This window comes from Elioraea sp., from assembly GCF_022842375.1.
Classification (GTDB): Bacteria; Pseudomonadota; Alphaproteobacteria; order Acetobacterales; family Acetobacteraceae; genus Elioraea_A.
Genome location: NZ_JALHPR010000002.1, coordinates 74,541 through 98,603 on the forward strand (window position 1 = coordinate 74,541; position 24,063 = coordinate 98,603).

Here is a 24,063-nt window from a genome sequence, read left to right on the forward strand (position 1 = left end):
AGGCGCCCTTTCGCAGAGCGCGGGTTTTCATTCCGACGCTCCTGTCACAAACTAGGCCGTCATCGTCATCGTGGACCGCACCCTTGTCATCGTCCGATCCTGTCCTGCGTCCCGTGCGCGTTGCCGTCGATATCGGCGGCACCTTCACCGACCTGCAGATATTCGACGCGCGCACCGCCCAGGTGCACGCGTGGAAAACGCCGACCACACCAGCCGATCCTTCCATCGGGTTGATGCGAGGGCTTGGCGAGGCGGCCGCGCGGTTCGGCTTCACGCTCGCCGAGATCGGGCTGCTTCTGCACGGCACCACGATCGCGACCAATGCTGTGCTGGAACGGCGCCTCGCCCGCGGCGTGCTGGTCACCACCGCCGGCTTCGAGGACGTGCTGGAGATCAACCGCCATGTGCGGCGCGATATTTACGGCCTCGCCCCCAATCCGCTGCCGACGCTGATCTCACGCGACCGTCGCCTCGGCGTGCGCGAGAGGATGCGCGCGGACGGTGCGGTGGACACGCCGCTCGACGAGGCTTCGCTGCAGGGGCTGATCGAGCGGATCACCGCCCTTGGCGCCGAGTCCGTTGCGGTGACGCTGCTCAACAGCCACGCCAATCCGGCGCATGAGCGGCTGGTTGCCGCGCACATCGCCGCGGCGCTGCCCGATCTGCCGGTGTCGATCTCGGCCGATGTCTCGCCCGAGATCCGCGAGTACGAGCGGAGCTCGACGACAGTGCTGAACGCGCTGCTCGTGCCCGTGGTGCGCGCCTATCTCGACAGGCTGGAAAAGCGGATCGGCGAGGACGGGTTCCGTCCCGCGATCTTCCTGGTTCAGTCCAACGGCGGCGTATGCAGCCTGCGCATGGCCGCCGAACAGCCCGCGCGGCTGCTGCTCTCCGGCCCCTCGGGCGGCGTGCTGGCCGCGGCGCGGATCGCGAACCTGATCGGGCGATCCGACCTGGTCGCGGTGGACATGGGCGGCACCAGCTTCGACGTCTCGGTGATCCGTGACGGCCGCGGCTCTGTCATCACCCAGGGCGAGATCGACAGGCTCCCGGTGCGCCTGCCCATGGTGGAGATGCGCACGATCGGTGCCGGTGGCGGCTCGATCGCCGCGGTCGATGCAGGGGGGCGGCTGACCGTCGGGCCACGCAGCGCGGGCGCTACGCCGGGCCCGGTTGCCTATGGCCGCGGCGGCACCGAGCCGACGGTGACCGACACCAATCTCGCGCTCGGCCGCATCGATCCGGACTATTTCCTCGGCGGCACGATGCAGCTCGACATGCCGACCGCGCGCGCGGCCATCGCCGAACGCGTCGGCCTACGGCTTGGCCTCGGCCTTGAAGCGGCATCCGAGGGCATCCTCGCCGTCACCAATGCGGGGCTCGGCGCGGCCATCAGGCTGTCGCTGTTCGAGAAGGGACTCGATCCGCGTGACTTCGCGCTGCTGTCGTTCGGCGGCGCGGGCGGGCTGCACGCCACCGACGTGGCGGCGGAACTCGGCATCGGCGAGGTCGTGTTTCCCCGCGATCCCGGAACGCTCTCGGCCTACGGCATCCTGTTCGCCGACCTGGCGCAGGATCTCGCCCGCTCGCGCCTGCTGCGCGTCGAGCCGGCGCAGCTGCCAGCCATCGCCGAAGCCGTCGCGGCCCTCAACGCGGAGGCCGATGCACGGCTCGCGCGCGACGGCGTGGCGGCGGCCGACAGGCGGGTCGAGATCGCAGCTGACATGCGCTACCACGGCCAGGCCTTCGAGCTGCTGATCCCGTGGGGCGAGATCGCCACGCCGGACGAGACCGCCCTCGCCCGCCTGGTCGACGACTTCCACGCCACCCATCGCCAGCGCTTCAGCTACGCCAACCCCGGCGAGCCGGTGGAGATCGTGACACTGCGCGCAACCGCGATCGGCCGGCTGCAGAAGCCCGAACCTGGCGCCGTGACGCCGGCGGCACGCCCTGCGCGCAAGGGCACGCGCCGGGCATACGAGGGCGGTGCCTGGCGCGAACTGCCCGTCTGGGACCGCGACGCGCTGACGGCGGAGCTCGCCATCGAAGGCCCCGCGATCGTCGAGGAGGCCTTCGCCACGCATTGGATCGGGCGCGGCTGGAGCGCACGGCTCGGCCCGGCCGGCGCCCTCATCGCAACGCGTGACAGCAACGGAGAGGTGTCGTGAGGACGCTCGGCCCCATCGAGATCGAGGTCATCCGCAACGCCCTGACCGCCGCGGCGGCCGAGATGGACGTGACGATCTGGCGCACCAGCCGCAGCACGATCGTGCGCGAGCTGCTCGACTACTCCACCGCCGTGTTCGATGCCAACGGCAACAACGTCGCACAGTCAGCGCGCATCCCCCAGCATCTGAACTCCATGGGGGCGGCACTGCGCACGCTGCTCGACGAGTTCGTCGACCCCGCGACATGGGGTCCTGACGACGTGATCGCAACGAACGATCCCTATTGCGGCGCGCAGCACCTGAACGACGTGCTCGTGTTCAAGCCTGTGTTCCATGACGGAAGGCGTGTCGGGTATGTCGGCGCGCTCTGCCATCACATCGACATGGGCGGGCTTGCGCCGGGCAGCTACGCTGCGACGGCGACCGAGATCTTTCAGGAAGGGCTGCGCATCCCACCCGTGAAGCTGATCGAGGGCGGGGTGCTGAACCGTGCGGTCTGGGCGATGATCGGTCAGAACGTGCGCAAGCCCGCGCTCATGCTCGGCGACCTGCAGAGCGAGCTCGCGAGCCTCGAGGTTGGTGCCGCCGCGATCCACCGCCTCGCTTCCCGTTACGGTGCCGATACGATGATCGAGGCCTGCGGGCGCATCCTCGACATGAGCGAGGCGGCGATGCGGGCGGCGATCACAGCCATGCCGGACGGCAGCTACGCCTTCGAGGATTTCCTCGACGATGACGGCATCAGCGGCCAGCCGGTACGCCTGCACGCGGCGGTGACCATCGCGGGCGACGAGATCACTGTCGATCTCACGGGCTGCGCCGACCAGCAGGCAGGGCCGGTGAACTGCACGCCGGCGATGTCGAACTGCGCCGTCTACTACGCCGTGATCGCGGCGACGGATGGCTCGGTGATGGCCAATGCCGGTTGCTACCGCCCGGTGCGGATCATCTCGCGCCCCGGCAGCGTTGTGAACTGCCGCGCGCCCGCGCCCGTGGCGCACCGCGTCGCGATCACCCACCGCCTCGCCAACGTGCTGTTCGGCGCCCTGCACGAGGCGCTCCCCGATCGCATTCCGGCCGCCTATTACGGCGGATCCTACGTCGCGACCTTCCAGACGGTCGCCGAGGACCACAGCCGCGAGGTGCTGGTGGAGATCGAGATCGGCGGCACCGGCGCGCATCCGCGGAAGGACGGCGTCAACGCCTGGTCGTTCGGGATGCATAACAATGCCAACATTCCGATCGAGATGATCGAGGCGACCATGCCGCTCTCGATCACGCGCTACGGGTTGCTGCCGGATTCCGGCGGGGCGGGCAAGTTCCGCGGCGGGCTCGGCCTGGTGCGCGAGTGGCGCGTCGAAAGCCCGGCCTGCGTGTTCACCGCCAACATGGACCGGTTCCGCTTTCCGCCCTACGGGCTCGCCGGTGGTGAGCCCGGCAGCCTCGGGCGGCTCACGCGCGTCCGTGCCGGCATCGAGACGCCGATCGGCTCGAAAAGCGACGGCGTGGCGCTCAAGCGCGGCGACATCGTGCGGCTCGAGACCTCGGGCGGCGGCGGCTTCGGCGATCCTGCCAGCCGCGACGCGGCGGCGGCCGAGCGCGATCGGGCGCTCGGCTACATCACGGCTTAAGCGTCAGGCGATCTCGCGCTCCTCGCGCAGGGCGCGGATGGCGCCGCGGAACGCCGCGACCGTTCGGTCAAGATCCTCGTCGGTGTGCGCGGCCGAGGCCGGGCCGCCGGGCCAGGGCGCGAAGTCGACACCGCGGGTACGCATCGCCAGCAGCAGCTTCGTCACGGTCTGATTGCCGCGCGGGATCTTCAGCTCGGCATATCCCATCGAAAGCGGCTCGAAGTTGCGCGGCCCGATCGCCAGGCCCTTGGGATTGACGAACACATGGATTCCCGTGTGCGCGCCATACACCGCCCAGTTCAGGCTCTCCTCGGCCAGCACGTCATTCAGCGCGGCGCGCAGCCGTGCGGCATAGGCGTGGCAGCGAGCCACAGCATCGGTGTCACGGATGATCTCCAGCGTCGCGATGCCGGCTGCCGCAGAGAGCGGATTGGCGTTGTAGGTACCCTGGTGCTGCACCTTCTCGACGCCGCGCGCGGCCGCCCGCTCGGGGTCGAGCAGCTCGAGCACGTCGCGTGTGCCGACCACCGCCCCGCCTGGCAGGCCGCCGGCGAGGATCTTGGCGAGCGTCGTCAGGTCAGGGCGGATGCCGAGCTCCTCCTGCGCACCGCCGCGCGCGACCCGAAAGCCGGTGACGACCTCGTCGAACACCAGCACGATGCCGCGCCGCGCCGTCTCCTCCCGCAGGCGGCGCACGAAGGCGGGGCGCAGCGGCGCCTGACCGTAGCTCGCCCCCGTCGGTTCGAGGATCGCGGCCGCGATGTCCGCCCCCTCGGCGTCGAGCAGCGCGACAAGCCCGGCCTCGTCGTTCGGATCGACGAACACCACGTTGTCGGCCAGCGCGCCGAGCACGCCCGGTGTCGGCGTGCCATCGAAATGGTTGGTGACACCGAAGGCCATATGGTCATGCCACCCGTGGAAATGGCCCCGCAGGCGCAGCAGTTTCGTGCGCCCCGTCGCCGCCCGGGCAAGGCGCAGCGCCATCAGCGTCGCCTCGGTGCCTGAGCTGGTGAAGCGCACCATCTCCGCACTCGGCACCAGCTCCTGGATCAGCTCGGCCCAGCGGTTCTCGAGAGCGTGGTTGGCCCCGTAATGCGTGCCGCGCGCGAGTTGCTCAGCGACGCGTGCCATCACGGCGGGGTGCGCATGGCCGAGGATCAGCGCGCCGTGGCCACCCGCATAGTCGACATACTCGTTGCCATCCACGTCCCACTTGCGCGCGCCCTCGGCGCGGGCAATCGCGAGCGGATGCGGCCTGACGTAGCGCGAGTCGTGCGTGACGCCGCCGGGGAACAGGCGCTGCGCGGCCGCGTAGTTCTCGGCGCTGCCAGGCGTGTGCGCGATGAAAGCGGCGATGATCGGCGAGTTGGTCGGCGGCATGGCGTTCATGGCAGCACTCCTGAAACGATCATGTAGCGTTGCGCGGCGGGGTGCTCTTGTCCATCACCGGTGATGGCGATCACGCCGTCCGTGCTGATCCGGGGCGGACCTGCCTCTCCAGCACGCAATCAGCCGCCCATGGTCTTCAGAGTACCATCAGCGGCGCTACAGGCGACGACGGCGGCGATCGATATAGCCCTCCGGGTGCCTGGCCGGGATACGCGTCGCGTGCACGTCAGCGGGGCTGAGCGCCCCGCCACCGCGGGCAAGGATGCGCGGCGCTGGCAGGCCTTCACCGGCGAGGCGGCGACGCTGGAGGCCACGGGCGAGAGCTTCGCCTCCGTCACCACCCAGCGCAGCGAGGAGGCATCCGATGCAGGGCGTACGGTTTGAGCCGACGGAGGAGCAGCGCCGCACCGTGCGTGCGATGAGCGGCTTCGGCATCCCCCAGGAGGACATCGCCACCTTCCTCGACATCGAGCCGAAGCCGCTGCGCAGGCATTTCCGGCGCGAACTCGATCGCGGCATGGTGGAGGCGACGGCGAAGGTGGCGCAGTCACTGTTCCAGATGGCGACATCCGGCAACAACGTCGCGGCCGCGATCTTCTGGATGAAGGCGCGCGCTGGCTGGCGGGAGAAGCAGGAGATCCGCGTCGGCCCGACCAACCTCGATGAGGTGAGCGACGAGGAGCTCCTCCAGGTGATCCAGTACGTCCGCGGCCTCCAGGCTTAGCTGCTGGTTCACCGCCGCCCTCTCCGCCCGATCAGCCCGCATCGCTCTCTCCGCCGTCTGCACGCCCAACACGTTGCTCTGTGCGCGGACGAAGTGAAGCGAAACCGAAAGCAATCCTGTTGCGAAGTTCGGCACCGGCCGATCATCACATGATCACCGCTGCTGGCGTTCACCGCGCTCCGCACCGCCCGCGCCGGCACGCAGGACGGGGCATGGGTCATGCGCCCCGAAGGCGGCGGGCCGACACTCGCCGAACGCCTCAGCGACGAACTCGACAGAGATCCCCTCGGCACCGCTCATGCCATTGGCCACCTCGTCGGCCACATCGCGCTGATCGTTCTGCTCCCCGCACGAGGGCCATGAACGGCGGGCTCACCGCCATGCGCGCGGGCGATGCGATGCTGGTGCAGCGCGTCCCTGCTGGCTGATGGATGGCGCCCCGCTGGCAGCGGAAGCGGTTGCAGGCGATCCAGTCTGGGACGCTCTCTTTGCAGCTGGCGTGAGGCCCGAGCCTTACGCCGAGCCCGCCCCGCCGCCCGATGCCCTAGTGCCGCTCTCGGTGGTCGCGGAGCGACTGAAGGCCGCGGGCGTGTGGGAGGCGATCGTCGCGCTCGTGTTCGATCCCACCAACCGCTCCGCGCTCGCCGACCTCATCATGGTGCAGCAAGGCATCGCGCCGAACGATCCCGTCGCGCGAGCGCTCATCAGCGCCGCGGGGGCGGACCCGGAGGTCGCGCTGCGGCCGCTGTGATTCCAATCGCATTGTCATCACCGGCTCGCGTGGAGTAGGCGGTCTTGGCCCCGATCTCCGTGATCCAGTCGCGCACCGCCCTGGCGATGAACACCGGACCGTTGTCGGGTCGGCTATCGGCGGCTCGCACCCTCGCCGAGCGATGCCGCCACCCGATCCCGCAGATCTCTCGACAGCGCTCGCGTTGGGCTGCTTACCTCCACCCAGCCAGGAGCTTGAGCCAGAGATCAGCACGCGCTGGAATCCAAAAAGCCATTCCGTCTATGGCAATCGCACTCTAACGGGCACGTTGACGAAGCCCTGGGCGAGGCGTCTCGACGCAGCCCGGCGGTCTGGCCCACACAGCCGGAACCATTGTCGGTTGAGTATCAGTCTCCCGCGCCCGCCAGGGCCTCTGAGCCCTCGCGTCGTGACGCAGCGCTTCGCCGACCCTGCCTGGGAGGAACGCCGAACTCAGCGCGGTATGCTGTCGAGAAATGCTGACTCGACCCGAAGCCGCAGGCGAAGGCGATCTCCGTCACGCTGCGAGCCTGGTCTTCGCGGATCAGCAGCGCCGCCTTGTTCAGCCGCAGCCGCCGCAGGTGCTGCGCCGGCGTCGCGTTGGTGATCAGGCGGCAGTAATGCGCAAAGCGCGTGCGCGACAGCCCACATTCGCGCGCCATGTCCTCGAGCCGCCAGGGCTGCTCCAGCGCCAGCGGCAGCCGCGAGAGGAACAGGTCCACGGTCCGCCGCGTCGTCGCCGCGTCCGCGTCGAGCGGCGGCGGGGCGGCGTCCAGCGCGTCGAGCAGGGCAAGCAACATCGCGTTGCCCGCCACCATCATCCGCGCCTCGCCGTTCTCGGGCGTCTGTCGTTCCAGCACGGCGCGGATGCCGAGGAAGGCCTGGGCAAGCGCCGGCGAGGCGCGCAGCACCGAACGATCGTTCAATGCCAGGTAGTCGTGCAGCCGCTGCACGTCGGCGTCAGACCAGAGCAACCACCGCGGCCAGCGCCAGCGGTCCGTCGGCCGTCGCATGTTCACGTCGAGCAGCATCCAGACGAGCTGGTTGGCATCGACATGCGGCGTGCCGATCGCGTGCAGTTGCCATGGACGGATGATGAACACGTCGCCGGCCGAGAGCTGGTGCGTCACCCCATCGACCTCGAGCGAGAGCGTGCCGCGCGCGAGATAGGCGAACTTGATGCCCTCGTTGCAGTGCCGCGCCAGACCCCAGCGCTGCGGCGACCGCGCATCCCAGAACCCGATGGTGCACACGCCCGGCAGCCGCCCGTCGAGAGGCCGGCCGGGATAACTCCCCCGCGTCCAGGCCACGAGCCGCGTTTCCCCCCGTGCCGCCGCCTCCTGCAGGGCGCGGCAATTGTCGGCATAGAGCATGGACCCCGGCTGGCGGAACACCGCTGGGCGAACCCGCTCCGTCCGCGTTTCGCGCTTCCCAGGCATCGCGTTCCCCCGTTCACACCGGCATCACAGCCAGATGGCCCGACTTAAGGAATTTACCAGTGGCAGGCCATGCAAGCCAAACCCGAGTGCCTCGGGCAAGAGGCTGCAAGCAACGCCGAACGGCCTGCTCCAAGGGAGGAAACACGCATGAAGACCGTCGCTTTCGCCGCCGCGATGCTGTGCGCGGTCGCGGCCACGCCCATGACGGCCACGGCACAGCAGACGCTGCGGCTCGGCCACAACATCTCGACCTCGTCGCCCTACCACCTCGCCGCCGAGCGTTTCGCGCGGCTGGTCCAGGAGCGCACCGAGGGACGCGTGCGTGTGCAGGTCTTCCCCGCCGGCGCACTTGGCAACGAGCGCGACATGATCGAGGGCGCCCAGCTCGGCACCATCGACATGGTCGTCACCTCCTCTGCCGCCGCGGGCCCGTTCGTGCCGGCGCTGCGCATCCTCGACGCGCCGTTCCTGTTCCGTGACCCAACCCATGCCCGCGGCGTGCTCGATGGCGCGCTCGGCGCAGAGCTGCTGGCCGCGATGCCGGCGCGGAACCTGATCGGGCTCGCCTGGGGCGACATCGGCTTCCGCCACATCTCGGCCAACAAGCCCATCCGTACCCTCGATGACGTGCGCGGCCTGAAGCTGCGCGCGCAGAACAACCCGATCCACCTCGCCGCCTTTCGCGCGCTCGGCATGCAGCCGACGGTGATCGGCTTCAACGAGCTCTATGCCGCGCTGCAGACCGGCGTGGTCGATGCCAACGAGCAGCCGATCTCGATCCACGTCGCGAGCCGCTTCTACGAGGTGCAGCGCCACCTGACGCTGACCGGGCACCTGGTGGCCTCCGCCCTGTTCGTTGCCTCTCCGTCAACGTTCAACCGCCTGCCCGCGGCCACGCAGGAGATCCTGCGGGTAGCGGCGCGTGAGTCCACGCCAGTGATGCGCCGCGCGGCCGACGAGCAGGACGCTGCCGGCCTCGGCACACTGCGCGAGCGTGGCATGACCATCCAGGACAGCTTCGACCGCGAGGGCTTCCTGCGCGCGCTGCAGCCCGCCTTCGCCGAGTTCGGCCGCGAGCTCGGCGAGGCGAACATCCGCCGGATCCAGGACGCCCGCTGATGATCGGGGAAGGGCGCTGATGCAGGGGCTGCGCCGGGCCGTACTGGCGATCGACCGTGTGACCACCACGGTCGTGACCTGGGCGGCCTGCGCGGCCCTCGCACTCGCCGCCGCCATGGCCTTCGGCCAGGTCGTCATGCGCTATGTCGTCCGCCAGCCGGTTGCCTGGTCGGAGCCGGTGGTGCAGATGGCGGTGATCTGGATGGTCTATCTCGGCGCGGCGGTAACGTTCCGCACGGGCGCGCTGGTCGCGATCGACCTGCTGCTGACACGGCTCACCGGGCACTGGCAGCGTGGCCTTGCCTGGGTCATCACCGCCGCGTCCCTCCTGCTGCTCGCCCACATGGGCTGGTATGGCTGGGAGATGGTTGAGCGGGCGCAGTTCAACGTCAACCCCACGCTCGGCGTCTCGATGTCCTGGGGCTTCGCGGCGATCCCGGTGGGCGCTGTCTTCGCGATCATCGCCGTGGTCGCGCACGCGCTCGACCCCCCTCCGCGGGACATCGACGGGGCATCCTGACCGGGCATGTTGACCCAATCGCTTCTCGTCGTGATGTGCACGCTGTTCCTGCTCGGCGTGCCGATCGCCGTGTCGATCGGGCTTGCGGCCATCTTCGGCATCCAGGTGCTGGGCGCGATCAACCCCGTGATCATCGGCCAGCAGCTCTACGTGGTGCTGGACAAGTTCCCCCTCGTCGCCATCCCGTTCTTCATCCTGGCCGGCAACCTGATGGACACAGGCGGCATCTCGCGCCGGCTGATCGACGTCGCGCGCGCCATGGTCGGCAGGACGCAGGGCGGGCTTGCGGCCACCTGCGTGGTCGCCTGCATGATCTTCGCCGCCGTCTCCGGCTCCTCCACCGCCACCACCTTCGCGATCGGCGCGATCATGATCCCCGCGCTCGAACGGGCGGGGTACCCGAAGCCCTGGGCGGCCGCATTGCAGGCCACGTCGGCCGAGCTCGGCGTCATCATCCCGCCCTCGATCCCGCTGATCCTGTTCGGCGTGGCGGCGGATGTCTCGATCGGCGAGCTGTTCATCGCGGGGTTCGGGCCCGGGCTGCTGATCGGGTTCGTGCTGATCGGCTACGTGCTGGTCTGGGCGCGGCTCACCGGACACGGCAAGGCGGATGCGCTCGAGGGCGTCTCGCCGCTGCCGGCCTTCCGCCGCGCCACCTTCGCGCTGCTCATGCCCGTGGTGGTGCTGGGCGGCATCTATGGCGGCGTGTTCACCCCGACGGAGGCCTCGGCCATCGCGGTCGTCTATGCCCTGGCGATCGGGATGTTCGTGCATCGCGAGCTCGGCTGGCGTGACCTCGGGCCGGTGCTGCGGAAGTCTGTCATCTCCTCGGTCGTGATCCTGTTCATCATCGCCTGGGCCGGGCTGTTCGCCTTCATCATCAACCGCGAGGGCGTGCCGGCGGCGATCGGTGCGTGGATGCTCACGGTCATCGACAGCCCCGTCACCTTCCTGCTCGTGGTGAACCTTGTCCTGTTCGTCATCGGCATGTTCATCGAGGGCTCGGCGGCGATCATCGTGCTCGCGCCGATCCTCGTGCCCGTCGCCATCCGCTACGGCATCGATCCGGTGCATTTCGGCATCGTCATGGTGGTGAACCTCGCGATCGGCTTCATCACGCCTCCCTTCGGCGTCAACCTGTTCGCCGCCTGCGCGGTCGCGCGCATCCCGCTCCAGCGCATCGTGAAGCCGATCGTCGCGTTCATCGGCGTCGTCCTCGCCTGCCTTCTGCTGATCACCTACATCCCACCGATCCCACTCGCGCTGCGGGACTGGGTCTATCGCTGAGGCCACGATGCGCTACGGCATGAACCTCCTGCTCTGGACCACGGACGTGACCGACGCCCACTGGCCGCTGCTCGAGCGGCTGAAGGCCATCGGCTACGACCTTGTCGAGGTCCCGGTGTTCGAGACGGGCGACGTGGCCGCCTATGCGCGGCTGGGCGCGCGGCTGCGCGGGCTCGGACTCGCGCCGCACGCGGTCACCGCCCTCGGGGCGGAGGCGAACATCGCGTCGGATGACGCCACCATCCGCGCCAGCGGCGAGGCGAGGCTGCGCGCCATCGTCGACTGCGCCGCAGCCCTCGGCGCGCCGACACTCTCGGGGCCGATCCACTCAGCACTCGGCGTGTTCACGGGGCAAGGCCCGCGGGCGGACGAGATCGCGCGCAGCACCGAGATCCTCGGGCGGATCGCCGCGCACGCGCGCCCCGCCGGCATGCGGTTGGCCATCGAGCCGCTGAACCGCTTCGAGTGCTACCTGCTGAACGACCTCGCCTCCGCCGCCGCCTTCGCAGAGGCCGTCGCACCCGATGCCGGCGTGCTCTACGACACGTTCCATGCCCATATCGAGGAGAAGGACGTTGCCGCCGCCATCGCGGCCAATGCCGATCGCATCGCGCTGGTGCATGTGTCGGAGAATGATCGTTCCACCCCCGGCCGCGGCCAGGTGCGCTGGCGGGAGAACTTCACGGCTCTCAAGGCGGCAGGCTATGACGGGCCGCTGATCGTCGAAGCGTTCGGCCTTGCCCTGCCCGCGCTCTCGGCCGCGACCCGGATCTGGCGGCGCATGTTCGATGACGAGTTCGCCCTCGCGGAAGAATCGCTCGCCTTCATGAAGCAGCAGTGGGAGGTTGCATGATGCGTACGCTCAAGGGACCGGCGATCTTTCTCGCCCAGTTCGCCGGCGACGATCCGCCCTTCGACACGCTGGATGGGATCGCCGCCTGGGCCGCCTCTCTCGGCTTCAAGGGCGTTCAGATCCCGTCATGGGACGCGCGGTTCATCGACCTTGCGAAGGCCGCCGAGAGCCGTGCCTATGCCGAGGAGGTCCAGGGGCGGCTCGCCGCGCACGGCCTCGCGGTGACGGAGCTCTCGACGCATCTGCAAGGCCAACTCATCGCCGTCCACCCGGCCTATGACATCGCCTTCGACGGCTTCGCGCCCGAGGAGGTACGCGGCAGGCCGGCCGCGCGGCAGGCCTGGGCGGTGGAGCAGCTGCGCCTCGCGGCGCGCGCCTCGCGCAATCTCGGCCTCGACGCGCACGCCACCTTCTCGGGCGCTCTCGCCTGGCCCTTCGTCTATCCCTGGCCGCAGCGCCCGGCCGGCCTTGTGGAGACCGCCTTCGCCGAGCTCGCCCGCCGCTGGCGGCCGATCCTCGATGCGTTCGACGCAGCTGGCGTCGACCTCTGCTACGAGATCCACCCTGGGGAGGACCTGCATGACGGGGCGAGCTTCGAGAGGTTCCTCGATGCGGTGGGCAACCACCCGCGCTGCAACATCCTGTACGACCCCAGCCACCTCGTGCTGCAGCAGCTCGACCACCTCGCCTTCCTCGACATCTATCATTCGCGCATCCGGGCGTTCCATGTGAAGGACGCGGAGTTCCTCCCGAATGGCCGCGTCGGCGTCTACGGCGGCTACCTGCCATGGATCGATCGCGCAGGCCGCTTCCGCTCACTGGGTGACGGGCAGGTGGATTTCCGTGGCGTGTTCTCGAAGCTTGCGCAGTATGGGTTCCCGGGCTGGGCCGTGCTGGAGTGGGAGTGCTGCCTGAAGCACCCCGAGGACGGCGCGCGGGAAGGGGCGGCGTTCATCGCCGAGCACATCATCCGCGTGACCGAGAGGGCCTTCGACGATTTCGCCGCCGCCGGCATGGACGAGGCCGCGAACCGCCGCCTGCTCGGGATCGGCTGAGATGTCTGTGCAGCAGTGTTTCGCCGGCGTCTCCCGGCGCCTGCGCCTCGGCATGGTCGGCGGTGGCGAGGGCGCATTCATCGGAGCAGTGCACCGGCTGGCCGCACGGCTCGATGACCGGTGGGAGCTGGTTGCCGGCGCCTTCTCCCGCGATGCGGACCGCGGCCGGCGGTCCGCCGCCGCGCTGCATGTCGCGCCAGACCGGGCTTATGCTGATGCGGAGTTGATGGCGCGCGCCGAGGCAGCGCGTGACGATGGCATCGACGCGGTCGCGATCGTCACGCCGAACGCCAGCCACCACGCGATCGCGCGGGCCTTCCTTGATGCCGGCATCCACGTCATCTGCGACAAACCGATGACGACGACGATGGATCATGCGCACAACCTCGTACGCGCCGTGGCTGCGAGTGGGCGCATCTTCGCGCTGACGCACAACTACACGGGCTATCCCATGGTGCGCCAGGCGCGCGCGATGGTGGCTGACGGTGCGATCGGCGCGGTGCGCGTGGTGCAGGTCGAGTATCCACAGGACTGGCTCACGACCCCGATCGAGGAGACCGGGCAGAAGCAGGCTGCCTGGCGGCTCGACCCAGCGCAGGCGGGACCAGCGGGGTCGCTCGGCGATCTCGGGACGCATGCGCACAACATCGCCGAGTTCGTAACGGGCCTTGCGGTGGAGAGTGTCGCGGCCCAGCTCACCGCCTTCGTGCCGGGCCGGCGCGTCGATGACGATGCGCAGGTGCTGCTGCGCTTCGGCGGCGGTGCGCGCGGGATGCTGTGGGCGTCACAGATCGTGCCAGGCAACGCGAACGCGCTTCGGCTCCGCGTCTATGGCGAGACGGGTGGGCTCGACTGGGCGCAGGAACAGCCGAACGAGCTTCGCTTCACCAGGCTTGGCGAGGCGCCGCGGATCCTGGCCCGCGGTGCAGGTGGGCTCAGCCCCGCCGCGGCGCATGCCACGCGCATCCCCGTCGGCCACCCGGAGGGCTACATCGAGGCCTTCGCGCAACTCTACCGTGACATCGCCGACCAGATCACGGCGCGGATCAACGGCAGCGCTCCCGATCCGGCAACGTTGCTGGTGCCAGGCGTCACCGATGGGGCACGCGGCGTCGCCTTCGTCACCGCCGCGGTGGCGAGCAGCGGGGCCGACGGTGCGTGGACGCAGCTCCCGCCCGTGCTTGGCTGATGCCCGAACGCGGATCAGTCGCGGATCACCAGCCGCGCCCTTCCCTTCAGCAGAAGCCCGCGTATTCGATGACGACAGATTACCCCGACGGCGAAGGACGAGCGCCGGACTTCTGAGCCGGTTCGAATCCCGGCGTACCCCCTCCGCCAGTGCTCCTGGGTTCGAAGCGTCGTCTTCAGCGTGGTAGCGCGCCAATCGGGGCTGCGTCGGCCCGGCGGGTTTCGGTCCGCGCGGGGCAATCAGCAGAGGTTTCAGTTGGACGGCGCGCCTTGGATCGGGGCGGCCGGCTGCGCGGGCGCGGCATCGAGCGCCGCGCGGATGGCCGCGAACGGGATCACCACCGTGTTGCTGCGCCACGGGATCCACATGAACTCCGCCCCGCGCGCGAGCACGCAAAGGTCATCCGGCGCGCGTTGCCAGTCCAATTCGGGCTGGTTCTCCCTCCGCAACGTGCCGCGTTCGTCCCGCACCGACACGAAGGCCCGCAAGGAAATTGGCGGCATGACGAGGTAACGACCGTCACGCGGCACGCCCTCAGCCGGAGACAGCTCGCGTGGACCAGGCAGGACACTCAACCCCGCATCCCTGATATAGCCGCACTCATCGAAGAACTCTCCGGCCCTGAACCCCACGGCAGGATAGAACATGTCCTCGGTGTGCGGCCGGCCGGCGCAGGGTTCGGTCCGGCCCTGGAACGTCGTGCTCGACCGTCCGGGCATCCGGCGCATGTCTCGCTGCGACGAGAACTCGGCCACGATCCCACCGAAGAAGTACCGTTGCTCATCCCTGGAGTTAAGCGGCGGCGGGAACGCGGGACGCGCCCGTTGCTGAGGGCATCGTTCCCGAGCCCTTCTGCGGCGCCGGCGCCGCCGTCCGCGCCAACCGCAGCGCGCTCGCAGACCTCATCATGGTGCAGCAAGGTGTCGCGCCCAGTGATCCCGTCGCGCCGGCGCTCATGCGCCCCAGCTGGCAGCGTGCAAACCCCCCCGGTCGTGACCTGAGCGCCGTGGTCTAGCTATGGCAGCCCGCCCTCAATCAACCGGTCGGCGGGCCCGCACATAGGCCAGCAGCAATCCGCCGAACACGGCGATCCAAAACAGATAGTGCGCGGCAAAAACCACCCAGGCCAGCGTCGGCTTCAGCGAGATCAAGTTCGGATGCCATGAGGCCAGGTAGTTGCGCACGCCGGTCGCGATGAAGGTGCGCGCCTCCTCCGGCTTGCCCTCGATCGATTTCGCGACGCCGTACACGTCATCAGCGTTCCGCTTCAGGAACAGCCAGGAATCCTCATTGCGGAACTGCTGGTCCCCGCCCCAGCCACGCGTGTAGATGAAGTCCACATCCTCGGTCTCGCGCGGCGCTGTTGAGCGCTCAACGCGACGCACCTCGGTGCCAGTGACATAGCCGTGCCCGACAAACGGCCGGCTCATCTCGAACGGCACCCACAGCACGATCGCCGCAACCACGATGGCCAGCGCGCGAAAGTCGCGCCGCCGAAGGCTCCGCCAGGCCAGCAGCAGCAGGACGGCCAGCAGCACCAGGCCAAGGGAGACGTAGTTGTAAAGAAAACTCATCAGGTGTTCCGTCGCGAACGCTCCCAGACCGACATCGGCAGATGGCCAGCCCATCTGGCCAACTGGGAGGTAGGCTATCCAGCATCCGACGGCCTTTGCATAGGAAGAACTGGCGGGACGGCGCCAGCGGCCAGCGGCACAGGTTAGTGATTGCTGTCCGACCGGAGATTGGGCTGGGCAGGGCGACAAAAGAAGGCTGTTCAGCCTCCCGGTGAAGCTACAGCTTTCCGACACGAATGACGGGTTGGTCGCACTCGGGCTAACGCTGCTTTCCTATGGCGTCGCCGAGATCTACCGCTACGGGTTCGTTGCTGTCTTCGCCGCCGCAGTGACCCTGCGCGCGGCGGGGTGTGCTCACAGGTATCACGAGGAGTTGCACGCGTTTGCCGAACGGATCGAGCGTGTGGCGATCACACCCGTCCTCGTGTGCTTCGGTGCGGCTATCGCAGAGGGCTTGGTACTCGGGTCGATCGAGTGGGCAGCGATCGCTGTCGCTTTGGTGACGTTGCCAGCGCTGCGTCCCGTCGCTGCTTTCGTCATCCTGATCGGGACGAGCTCGCCACGACGTTGCGGCGCGCGTTAATGGAGCAGGTCCACGATCGACGTTCCCGCTGTCATGCGGGCGGCGCAAGTCACCCCGCGCGCGGGACGCCCTGCTCGAGTTGTGTCGGCTGAGTGTTGTCGTCCGACCTGGCGGGCACCGGCGCAGCGCGCCTGCTTCCGTGTCGGTTGGCCCAGGCGCGCGTAAACTCAGCTCCAGCCAGAAATATCAGCGATGAATAGTATATCCATACAAGCAGGACAATGAGGGCTCCAGCTGCGCCAAATCCGGCCGCAATGCTGGTGTACCCGATGTAGAAGGCGATAGCCGATTTGCCAATCGTGAACAGGAGTGCTGTCGCGAGTGCTCCGATGGACACGTCGCCCCAATCCAGTTGCCGGTCGGGCAGAAATTTGAAGATCGCTGCGAATAACGTGGTGAGAATCGTGACGGTCACGGCTGTGTTCAAGAGGAAAGCGAGCACTGCGCCACCGGGTAAGGCGCTCTCCAACCAAGTCACGAGCGACGAGATGGCGGCGCTGACCGCGAGTGACGCAATCATGACGAACCCGGTCGTTGCCACGAGCCCAAGGGCCGCAGCTCTCGCCTTGACCAGTCTGGAAACTGTTTCGACAATCGAAGCTGCTTCAGGAACTTCGGTTTTCCAAATGGCATTCAATGCCGACTGAAGTGATGCAAACGCTCCGCTTGCCGTGACGAGCAGCGTTAGCAAGCCAGCAGCGAGCGCCAAGCCGCCGCGCGCATCGCCGAGGGCGCCTTCCGCCATCTCTCTGACCTCGCCAGCACCTCGTTCGCCGACGATGCTCGTCAGCTGCGCGCCAAGCGCGCTGTCGACCTGCTGACGATCAAACATCAATTCAGCGATGCCTGTGACGATGAACAGCAGTGGCCCGACGGAGAAAAGGGTGAAATAGGCAATTCCGGCCCCACGCGTCAGACACTCATCCGCGATGAACCCTTCGCCGGCATCCACCAGCATTGCCCGAAAACCACCCATCGCGCTTCCATCCTCATCGATGAACGGGCTGCGCTGCCATTCTCCCATGCCAGACACGGGACCGAAGATCGAAGGCCACCATGCCCACCCCGGAACTACACGGCATTCACTGGCTCATGATGTCGGGGGCGGTCGGACGGAGGTCTCGGTGCCGCTCGGTACGTCCTTGCCAGGATTGATGCGAGACGCAGCCGCACTTGCGACTGCTCCCAGCGTCTCGCCGACATCGTCGGCAGCCCTGATCAGCGTGTCGCCAGTCCTTTCCCGATCGAACTGTTCCTTCGTACGGGTATAGGTCTCGCTGATTTTCTGCGCGGCTTGCTCAGCCTCCTCACCGACGACCGCACGAACCTCATCGTACGTTGCCGTTGCGCTGTCGGTCACGCGGCCGATGACAGCGTCGCGCGCTTCTCCCATCAAGCGGTCTTCCGTCCGGGTGCCCGGAAGAACGGCAGCGAGTGCCGCGCCGAGTGCGAGGCCGAAGACACCGATGAGCAATGGTTGGGCTTCTGAAACTTCATCCCAGCGACTGACTGCCCGCCGTGCCAGCGCGGATGTCCGTTCCATCGCCCGTCGTCCGCCTCCAGGCTCTTCGGACGGGGACGCGCCCGCGCCCGGCGCCTCGGCGTGGCCTTGCACGGGATGGCCCGCAGACCCCTGAGAGGACGGCGCGCCGCTGGCGTGCTTGGACAGAAGGAGCCACCCGATCCCAGCGCCAATCAGCAGCACGGGCAAAGGATTATCACGTACCGATGCGCCCAGGTTGCGAGCGAAGTCGGCCCCGCCTGACCCTTTGGCATAATCTGAGATGCGGTCCACCACATCATCCACGATCTGACCTGGCTGTAGCTTGACCCTAAGCGCGTCAACCGTTCCGGATACGCTGGCGCGTGTCTGCTCCACCTCGTGCTCGATCTGGTCAGCAGACTTGCTGCCGGGATGCGTTGTTGTCGCGCTCATGGCATCTGCTCCTTGACGACCGCTGCATCGCGGGACACCTGGTTCATCGTGCGTTCTGGAGCGAAGCTCGTCGCCTTCATCCGGCCCAGACCAGACCGCAGGACGGCGTATCCGATGATCGCAACGACAACCCCGACGATCAGCGAGGACACCGTTGCCGACAGCCCGGCGTATTCGACAAGGAGCGCGACTACCGCCTGCAGCAGGATGATCAGTGCCGCGAGCATGAGGACCGCGCCTGCGCCGATGGAAGCGCCCGCCGTGCCGACCGATGAGACCTTCTCGTTGATCTCCGCGCGAGCGAGCTGAATTTCCTTGCGCACCAGGGTCGTCGTCTGGCTCACGAGATCACCGAGCAGATCGGGAACCGAGCGTTGAGTATCCTGGCTCATGACAGTGCCCTCGACTGGTCCTTGGACTTTGGTGCCTCGTGATCTTCTCCGATCCGCGATGCCGTCGGATCGACAGGGGCGGGATCGTGGCTGGGGACCAACCCCGTCGGTATCGGACCGGCCGCGCCCTTCCCATGCTGCTGCGCTGCGGCTCCACGCAGGGTCGCCTGGGCCGTCGTCATCGGCGCCGGAGCCGTACCTTCGTCGGGCCTTGTCGATCCCGGTCCCGTGTTCTGTGTCGGCCTGGAGCGATGCTGACGCCGCGGGCGTTCGGACGACTGCTCGGTCGAACTCTTGGCAAACCGAACGAGAGCGAATCCCGCCATTGCTGTGACACCGAAGAATGCCGTGGGTTGTCGGCGCGCGAAATCGGACAAGTCGTGGAACAGTTGGCCGGAGCTGCGCTGATGCATCGCGCCTGAGATCCCCTCGATGGCGTCAGCTGCCGAGCGCACGTGGCGTGCGATTTCCGGCGACGAGTCCTCCAGATCATCCGCCGCCGCCAAGATGGCATTCGCTACCGCTGACAGCTTTCCGGCTCCGGCCTCCTTGCCTTCCTCAGCCAATCCTTCGACACGGCTTTTCGCGGCGTCCAAAACTTCACCGCCTTTCTCGCCAACGCGCTCCACGACGCCGGCAGCCTTGTCCCGCACGTCGTCCGCAAATTCCATCGCTCCATCCTTAACGTCAGAGAGCCCCGCTCGCGCGGCGTCAGCTGATCTGGCGAGCGGATCTGGATCTGAACGGGTGGCCATGCGCGCTACCTCCGTGGAGAGCGACCTCTGTCGCGATGCGGGGTCGACAAGCGGCCCTTCGAACAAAACGACGCGCGCAGCCGCAGTTCCCAGTGCGGGCATCACGTTTCGTCAAGCTGATGGCATCGTCGGCAATCCGGTGTGCCGGGCATGCGCTCAATCGGCGTAGTCGCCGAGCGGCTGAAATCCGCGCTCGCGGACTTATCCAGGTCCATCAAGGCATCGCGCCCAACGATATGGGGAAACGTGTAGGAGCCCGCACGGAGAAGGCTGCGATCGCGCGCCGCGTCGGACGCAGATTGTCGCGACACTCACTCTCTCGACGCACTCCCGATGCAGGCGGGCTCATCTTCGATCGGCGGAGCGCAGTGGTTATGGATGTGTGTCGCGGCGACAGCGGCGTGGCCCATCCCTACGACGATCTGGTCGAGCCCGAGCGCCACGTCGCCAACGGCATACAGCCCCTTCACAGTCGTCTGGCAATTGGCGTCCACCAGCACCGCACCAGCGGCGTCACGCTCGGCGCCCAGCGCTCCGGCCAGCCCAGAGCGATAGGTCAGCCCGAGCGCCGAGTAGAGGATGTCGAAGCGCAGTTCCGCCCCGCCGCAGGTGCGCATGGCCGCGATGCGGCCGTCTTGCACGTCGAGCCCCGCGATCGGCTCGTCCACGAGACGGATGCGGTGTTGCTCCACGAGCGCACGCTCCGGCGGGAGGAGCTCAAGCGGGCGGCCGAGCGTCAGCAGCGTGACGTCGTCCGAGTAGGTGCGCGCGATGAAGGCTGCCTCGCCCAGGCCGCGCGTCCCATGCCCGATCACCGCGATGCGACTGTCACGTGATTCGAAGCCATCGCAGATCGGGCAATAGCGGACGAGGCCGCGACGCACGGCATCCGGGAGGTCCGGCAACTCGGGCTCGACATCGATCCCGCCAGTGGCGAGAAGCACCCGTCGCGCCTGCACCTCGCAGTTCCCGTCCCTCGTTTCAACCTCTGCACGGAAACCCTCTCGTCCCGACTTGCGCAGCGCAGAGACGCGGCCGTCGAGCGGCGAGACACCGTAGCGGCCGGCGTGCTCACGCACGCGCGCAAGAATCTCCGGGCCCGGGATACCGTCGGCGAAGAAGGGGATGTTGTGGCTGGTGGGAATCCAAGCGGCACGAGGATCCCCCTCGTCCACCACCAGCGCAAGCCGACGGAAGCGTGCGAGGTAGAGCGCCGCCGTCATTCCGGCAGGTCCTCCACCGACGATCAGGCAATCCAGGGCGTTCAGGGAGTCGTTCTTCAGGGACTGGAGCAAGCTCATACGAGAACCTTTCGGCAGGTCGCTGGTCACACCGCCCGATGCAGGTGCTCGTCTTGTTCCAAAGCGGCCTGGACCGCCCTTCGTGCCAGCATAGCTTCGTGTGCTGTGCCCCCCGATCCTCCGTGAACGGGCAGCCCATGTGGTGCCCTGCCATGGCGTCGAAATCGCTGGCGCCTATTGGCTGATCGAGCGCATTCGAGCGATGGCCTTCAAACTGCACGCACTCGGTTCTGGGCGTCGGCCCGGGTCGCCTTGCAGCGCCGTTGCCGGTTCACTCTCAACGCTCGACGAGGGCATTGAGGACGATGAGAAACACGACAAGGGTCCCTGCTACCGTCGGGACCAGCACCTTACGGGGTACGTGCAGGACAGCATCCAGCGTCAGCTTCCCGAGGTCGCCCCAGCGCTCCACCGTTTGCTTGAGGCGGCCCGAAAGTTCTGCGTAGACCCAGGATCCGACGACTAGTCCTGCCATGCCGAAAAGCGCATCCCAGCTCCCCTGCCCAAGCGCGGCCGCCGCCGTTCCTGGGCAGTAGCCGATCAGCGCGAAGCCCGCGCCGAACACCAGGCCGCCCAGAATGTTCGGGCCGAGCCGTGTCGGCTGGATGTGCAGCTCGACCTTACCGAAATGGTGCAGGGCGAACACGCCGACCATGCCGACGACGATCGCACTCAGCATGATCTTCACGACCGTCCAATCCTGGAACAGAAGCTGCCCGACCAGGATGTGATAGGTGCCGACCCCGCCCTTCTGCAGGAGGAAGCCGAAGACAAATCCGAAGACGGCGCCCTGGACCATGGTGCGCACTTTCAGCGTCGCTGCAGCATCCGCATGCTCGCCGGTCCCAACAACCTCCGCCATCGTCTCAGGTCCTGAAAAGAAGGGCGGCGACGAAGGCGCCGCCGATGAAGAAACAGATCACCGCGATCCACGACGCGACATTCAGCTGCAAGGTCCCGCTGATGCCATGCCCGCTGGTGCAGCCACCCGCCAACCTTGCGCCGAACGCCATCAGTCCACCGCCCACGAAAGCGAAGGCGCCGCGCAAGGCGATGCTCTCGCCGAAGCGGGCGTGCCACATCTCGGGTATCCACCGGTTGGTCTGCTCGCCCACCGGCCAAGCGGCGGCGGCGGCGCCGAGAACGGCGGCGACCACGAACATGAACCCCCAGTTCACCCTGGGCGCGTTGTCTTTGAAATAATCGAGGCTCTCTGTCCGCCGCGGGGCGACGAGCTTGCCGATAAGGCCGGCGACGCTGGCGTAGAAGGACGAGGCGCCAATAGGCTTGTCGGAGAAGTAGAAGGTGGCCCAGGCCAGCACGCCGATGCCCGCTCCCACCAGGTACGGCGACCAGGCAGGACCCGCGTAGTTTCTCGCGTCCACAGCGGGATCCGCGGCGACGGCCGCCGCCGGAACTGCCAGAAGCAGAAGGGCGACCCAGGCGCTATGACGCACGGAAGCCGGTAATCTCGTCACGGCTCCCTCCCCTCAACGGGGAATCCCGCCTTCGTCCACGCCTGCCAGCTGCCCGGGATGTTGCAAACCTTGGTGAACCCCTCCTGCTGAAGAATGCTCGTGCCGATGCTGGCGCGGTAGCCGCTGTCGCAATAAATCGCTGTCGGGCGCAAGCGGTCGAGCTCCGACGCCTTTTCCCTGAGCTCAGGCAAAAACATGTGGCGCGCGCCGGGAACGTGCCCGCCTTTCCATTCATCGGGCGCACGGACGTCGACCACCTGCAGGGCGTCACCAGCGTCCTGCACCTCGTGCACCGTCATTTGCCGGACGTGTTCGAGCTGGAACCCCGCATTATCCCAAGCCTTCATGCCGCCAACCAGATAGCCGGCGAACCTGGTGTAGCCGGTCCGCAGGAAGAGTTTGACGACTTCCTCCAGCTTGGTATCGGCGTCGAGCACCAGCAGAATTGGTTCCTCGGGATCCAGCAGCCAGCCTGCCCAGATCGACAGCATCGGCGAGCCGCCGATGTTCAGGGCGCCTTCGATGTGGCCTCCACCGAAGCCAAGCATCGACCGCGTATCCACCACCACTCCGGCACCGTCCTGCGCCGCCTGCCTAAAGGCCTTGGGCGGCAGGCCGGGAACCCGCGGCAGGCTCCCCAGGATCTCCGGCCCACGGGCATTCACCTGCTTCATGAGCGGGTAGTAGTGAGGCACGGGCGGTGCGGTGCCGAGTGCATACTCGGTAAAGGACGGCACGTGTTCGAATTGGAGGAAGGCGTTGTGCCGCCGCTCGTAGCCGATGCTGCTTTCCAGGCGGTCCCCGATATCGGCGCCGCAGGGTGATCCGGCCCCGTGCGCTGGGTAGAGGAGGACTCCGTCGGGCAGGGCCTTGTAGAAATCCTGCAGCGTATGGAAGAGCTGCTCCGCCAGCTTCTTGCTTTCGCCCTCGCCGAGCAGATCCGGCCGCCCGGCGGAATTGACGAACAGCGAATCACCCGTGAGGACACCCCATGGCGTCTCGGGATGGGACCTGTCGGCAAGCAGGAAAGAGACATGCTCCGGCGTGTGCCCCGGCGTGTGCCTGACCGTGACGAGAGTCTTGCCGATCTCGAAACGGTCGCCGTCCCGGATCGTCTCGTGCACAAAGCCGTAGCTCGCGCCACCTTCCTCGCTCAGGAAGATCTTCGCCGAACCAGCCCGGGCGCACAGCTCACGTGCACCGCTGACCAGGTCGGCATGGATATGCGTCTCGAAGATATGCGTGATCGTGACACTTTTTTGCCGGGCCAAGTCGACGTACTTGTCGACATCCCAGGTGGGGTCGAAGACGGCCGCGACGCCGTCACTGTCGTCTCCGATCAGGTATGACAGGACGGCGATGCCTTCTGTCTGAATGCGCTCGAATATCAGGGCCATGCGTCAACTCCTCATCCCGGTAGGCCCCTGTTGGCCGCGCCGAGCCGCCAAGTGCAGAGGACCGGCCGCGACACCGGGCGCTGCAACGAAGCGCCGAGGTGACAAACCCGCACCTCGGGCGGCGTCACACAACGCCAGTGCCGAACCGACGATCAGCCTCTGCCGGAAAGGCGCGTCCACTCGCTTTTGGTGAAACACCTCACGCCAGGCGAGGTTGCTTGTGGCGATCCTTGTTGGTCCGCGGCAACCGCAGGACCCGATCGCGCGTGACCGTCGCCGTGGGCGCTGGAATACGGGCGGGAGCGAGACGCCCTCGTCCTCCGACCCCGTCAGACGCCGCGCATCCGCGGCCTGGAGCCCGCCATACCTGGCCTTCCACATGTAGAACGTCGCGCTTCGCAGGGCCGGCCTCTTGCTCCTTCCGGATGCCAATCGTCTAATCCGCAATGAAGCGTGATCGCTTAACGGCAGCACCGCTGGCGGCGCAGGTGATCAAGCGGACGCTCCCATCATTCCGCGGGA

At 67.7% G+C, this 24,063-nt stretch carries 24 protein-coding genes; 12 read left to right on the top strand and 12 right to left on the bottom strand.

The genetic code is table 11. The annotated features are described in order from the left end of the window. The first annotated feature begins 113 nt into the window (after positions 1 to 113). Together Q0C38_RS02115 and Q0C38_RS02120 are read left to right on the top strand one after the other, a co-directional pair. The gene (locus Q0C38_RS02115) at positions 114 to 2,168 is read left to right on the top strand and encodes a hydantoinase/oxoprolinase family protein (RefSeq protein ID WP_291295402.1); all 2,055 of its coding nucleotides are present in this window, start codon (positions 114 to 116) and stop codon (positions 2,166 to 2,168) included. Continuing rightward, positions 2,165 to 3,799, top strand: coding sequence for a hydantoinase B/oxoprolinase family protein (locus Q0C38_RS02120; RefSeq protein WP_291295403.1), 1,635 nt, complete (start codon positions 2,165 to 2,167; stop codon positions 3,797 to 3,799). Before Q0C38_RS02115 ends, Q0C38_RS02120 begins: the two co-directional genes overlap by 4 nt. Before the next feature lie 3 nt (positions 3,800 to 3,802). Here Q0C38_RS02120 and Q0C38_RS02125 read toward each other — a convergent pair whose 3' ends face one another. Continuing rightward, positions 3,803 to 5,188 (bottom strand): aspartate aminotransferase family protein, encoded by a 1,386-nt coding sequence (locus Q0C38_RS02125; protein ID WP_291295404.1) that lies wholly within the window; start codon positions 5,186 to 5,188, stop codon positions 3,803 to 3,805. Positions 5,189 to 5,407: 219 nt separating this feature from the next. Between Q0C38_RS02125 and Q0C38_RS02130 the strand changes: the two genes are divergently transcribed. The 3 genes from Q0C38_RS02130 to Q0C38_RS02140 all read left to right on the top strand — a co-directional run bounded on the left by Q0C38_RS02130 (position 5,408) and on the right by Q0C38_RS02140 (position 6,663). Beyond that, on the top strand, positions 5,408 to 5,572 hold the full coding sequence (locus Q0C38_RS02130) for a hypothetical protein (RefSeq protein ID WP_291295405.1): 165 nt from the start codon (positions 5,408 to 5,410) through the stop codon (positions 5,570 to 5,572). Further along, positions 5,553 to 5,912 carry a hypothetical protein gene (locus Q0C38_RS02135; protein WP_291295406.1) on the top strand — a complete coding sequence of 120 codons (360 nt, stop codon included), beginning with the start codon at positions 5,553 to 5,555 and terminating at the stop codon, positions 5,910 to 5,912. Before Q0C38_RS02130 ends, Q0C38_RS02135 begins: the two co-directional genes overlap by 20 nt. A 499-nt stretch (positions 5,913 to 6,411) precedes the next feature. After that, complete coding sequence (locus Q0C38_RS02140) at positions 6,412 to 6,663, top strand: hypothetical protein (RefSeq protein WP_291295407.1); 252 nt, start codon at positions 6,412 to 6,414, stop codon at positions 6,661 to 6,663. Positions 6,664 to 7,031: 368 nt separating this feature from the next. On the opposite strand, the gene Q0C38_RS02145 is transcribed toward Q0C38_RS02140, so the two are convergent. After that, positions 7,032 to 8,102, bottom strand: coding sequence for an AraC family transcriptional regulator (locus tag Q0C38_RS02145; RefSeq protein WP_291295408.1), 1,071 nt, complete (start codon positions 8,100 to 8,102; stop codon positions 7,032 to 7,034). Between the two features lie 147 nt (positions 8,103 to 8,249). Between Q0C38_RS02145 and dctP the strand changes: the two genes are divergently transcribed. From dctP to Q0C38_RS02175, 6 genes are read left to right on the top strand one after another with little or no spacing between them, the layout of a single operon-like run. After that, complete coding sequence (gene dctP / locus Q0C38_RS02150; protein ID WP_291295409.1) at positions 8,250 to 9,221, top strand: TRAP transporter substrate-binding protein DctP; 972 nt, start codon at positions 8,250 to 8,252, stop codon at positions 9,219 to 9,221. A 19-nt stretch (positions 9,222 to 9,240) separates the two neighbouring features. Then, the gene (locus Q0C38_RS02155) at positions 9,241 to 9,741 is read left to right on the top strand and encodes a TRAP transporter small permease (protein ID WP_291295410.1); all 501 of its coding nucleotides are present in this window, start codon (positions 9,241 to 9,243) and stop codon (positions 9,739 to 9,741) included. Positions 9,742 to 9,747: 6 nt separating this feature from the next. Beyond that, positions 9,748 to 11,028 (top strand): TRAP transporter large permease, encoded by a 1,281-nt coding sequence (locus Q0C38_RS02160; RefSeq protein ID WP_291295411.1) that lies wholly within the window; start codon positions 9,748 to 9,750, stop codon positions 11,026 to 11,028. Between the two features lie 7 nt (positions 11,029 to 11,035). Next, positions 11,036 to 11,881, top strand: a complete 846-nt coding sequence (locus tag Q0C38_RS02165) for a sugar phosphate isomerase/epimerase (protein WP_291295412.1) — start codon at positions 11,036 to 11,038, stop codon at positions 11,879 to 11,881. After that, the gene (locus tag Q0C38_RS02170; RefSeq protein ID WP_291295636.1) at positions 11,881 to 12,936 is read left to right on the top strand and encodes a sugar phosphate isomerase/epimerase; all 1,056 of its coding nucleotides are present in this window, start codon (positions 11,881 to 11,883) and stop codon (positions 12,934 to 12,936) included. The genes Q0C38_RS02165 and Q0C38_RS02170 overlap by 1 nt, the downstream gene beginning before the upstream one ends. Position 12,937: 1 nt before the next feature. Continuing rightward, positions 12,938 to 14,125: a Gfo/Idh/MocA family protein gene (locus Q0C38_RS02175; protein ID WP_291295413.1), complete on the top strand. Its 1,188-nt coding sequence runs from the start codon at positions 12,938 to 12,940 to the stop codon at positions 14,123 to 14,125. Positions 14,126 to 14,376: 251 nt separating this feature from the next. On the opposite strand, the gene Q0C38_RS02180 is transcribed toward Q0C38_RS02175, so the two are convergent. Both Q0C38_RS02180 and Q0C38_RS02185 read right to left on the bottom strand, forming a co-directional pair. Then, complete coding sequence (locus Q0C38_RS02180; RefSeq protein ID WP_291295414.1) at positions 14,377 to 14,880, bottom strand: hypothetical protein; 504 nt, start codon at positions 14,878 to 14,880, stop codon at positions 14,377 to 14,379. A gap of 276 nt (positions 14,881 to 15,156) precedes the next feature. Next, positions 15,157 to 15,699, bottom strand: coding sequence for a hypothetical protein (locus tag Q0C38_RS02185; protein ID WP_291295415.1), 543 nt, complete (start codon positions 15,697 to 15,699; stop codon positions 15,157 to 15,159). Positions 15,700 to 15,910: 211 nt separating this feature from the next. Between Q0C38_RS02185 and Q0C38_RS02190 the strand changes: the two genes are divergently transcribed. Further along, a complete protein-coding gene (locus tag Q0C38_RS02190) occupies positions 15,911 to 16,282 on the top strand; it encodes a cation:proton antiporter (protein ID WP_291295416.1) in 372 nt (123 codons plus the stop codon). A gap of 49 nt (positions 16,283 to 16,331) precedes the next feature. Here Q0C38_RS02190 and Q0C38_RS02195 read toward each other — a convergent pair whose 3' ends face one another. From Q0C38_RS02195 to Q0C38_RS02230, 8 genes are all read right to left on the bottom strand, one after another. After that, on the bottom strand, positions 16,332 to 17,306 hold the full coding sequence (locus tag Q0C38_RS02195; protein WP_291295417.1) for a YihY/virulence factor BrkB family protein: 975 nt from the start codon (positions 17,304 to 17,306) through the stop codon (positions 16,332 to 16,334). Between the two features lie 66 nt (positions 17,307 to 17,372). Then, complete coding sequence (locus tag Q0C38_RS02200) at positions 17,373 to 18,218, bottom strand: DUF3618 domain-containing protein (RefSeq protein WP_291295418.1); 846 nt, start codon at positions 18,216 to 18,218, stop codon at positions 17,373 to 17,375. After that, positions 18,215 to 18,610, bottom strand: a complete 396-nt coding sequence (locus tag Q0C38_RS02205) for a phage holin family protein (RefSeq protein ID WP_291295419.1) — start codon at positions 18,608 to 18,610, stop codon at positions 18,215 to 18,217. The genes Q0C38_RS02200 and Q0C38_RS02205 overlap by 4 nt, the downstream gene beginning before the upstream one ends. Beyond that, positions 18,607 to 19,281 carry a hypothetical protein gene (locus tag Q0C38_RS02210; protein WP_291295420.1) on the bottom strand — a complete coding sequence of 225 codons (675 nt, stop codon included), beginning with the start codon at positions 19,279 to 19,281 and terminating at the stop codon, positions 18,607 to 18,609. Before Q0C38_RS02210 ends, Q0C38_RS02205 begins: the two co-directional genes overlap by 4 nt. Positions 19,282 to 19,676: 395 nt before the next feature. After that, on the bottom strand, positions 19,677 to 20,666 hold the full coding sequence (locus Q0C38_RS02215; RefSeq protein ID WP_291295421.1) for an NAD(P)/FAD-dependent oxidoreductase: 990 nt from the start codon (positions 20,664 to 20,666) through the stop codon (positions 19,677 to 19,679). 277 nt (positions 20,667 to 20,943) lie between these two features. Next, a complete protein-coding gene (locus Q0C38_RS02220; protein WP_291295422.1) occupies positions 20,944 to 21,528 on the bottom strand; it encodes a DUF6691 family protein in 585 nt (194 codons plus the stop codon). Between the two features lie 4 nt (positions 21,529 to 21,532). Continuing rightward, the gene (locus tag Q0C38_RS02225; RefSeq protein ID WP_291295423.1) at positions 21,533 to 22,144 is read right to left on the bottom strand and encodes a YeeE/YedE thiosulfate transporter family protein; all 612 of its coding nucleotides are present in this window, start codon (positions 22,142 to 22,144) and stop codon (positions 21,533 to 21,535) included. Then, positions 22,141 to 23,541 (bottom strand): rhodanese-like domain-containing protein, encoded by a 1,401-nt coding sequence (locus tag Q0C38_RS02230; RefSeq protein WP_291295424.1) that lies wholly within the window; start codon positions 23,539 to 23,541, stop codon positions 22,141 to 22,143. Before Q0C38_RS02230 ends, Q0C38_RS02225 begins: the two co-directional genes overlap by 4 nt. Positions 23,542 to 24,063 lie beyond the last annotated feature (522 nt).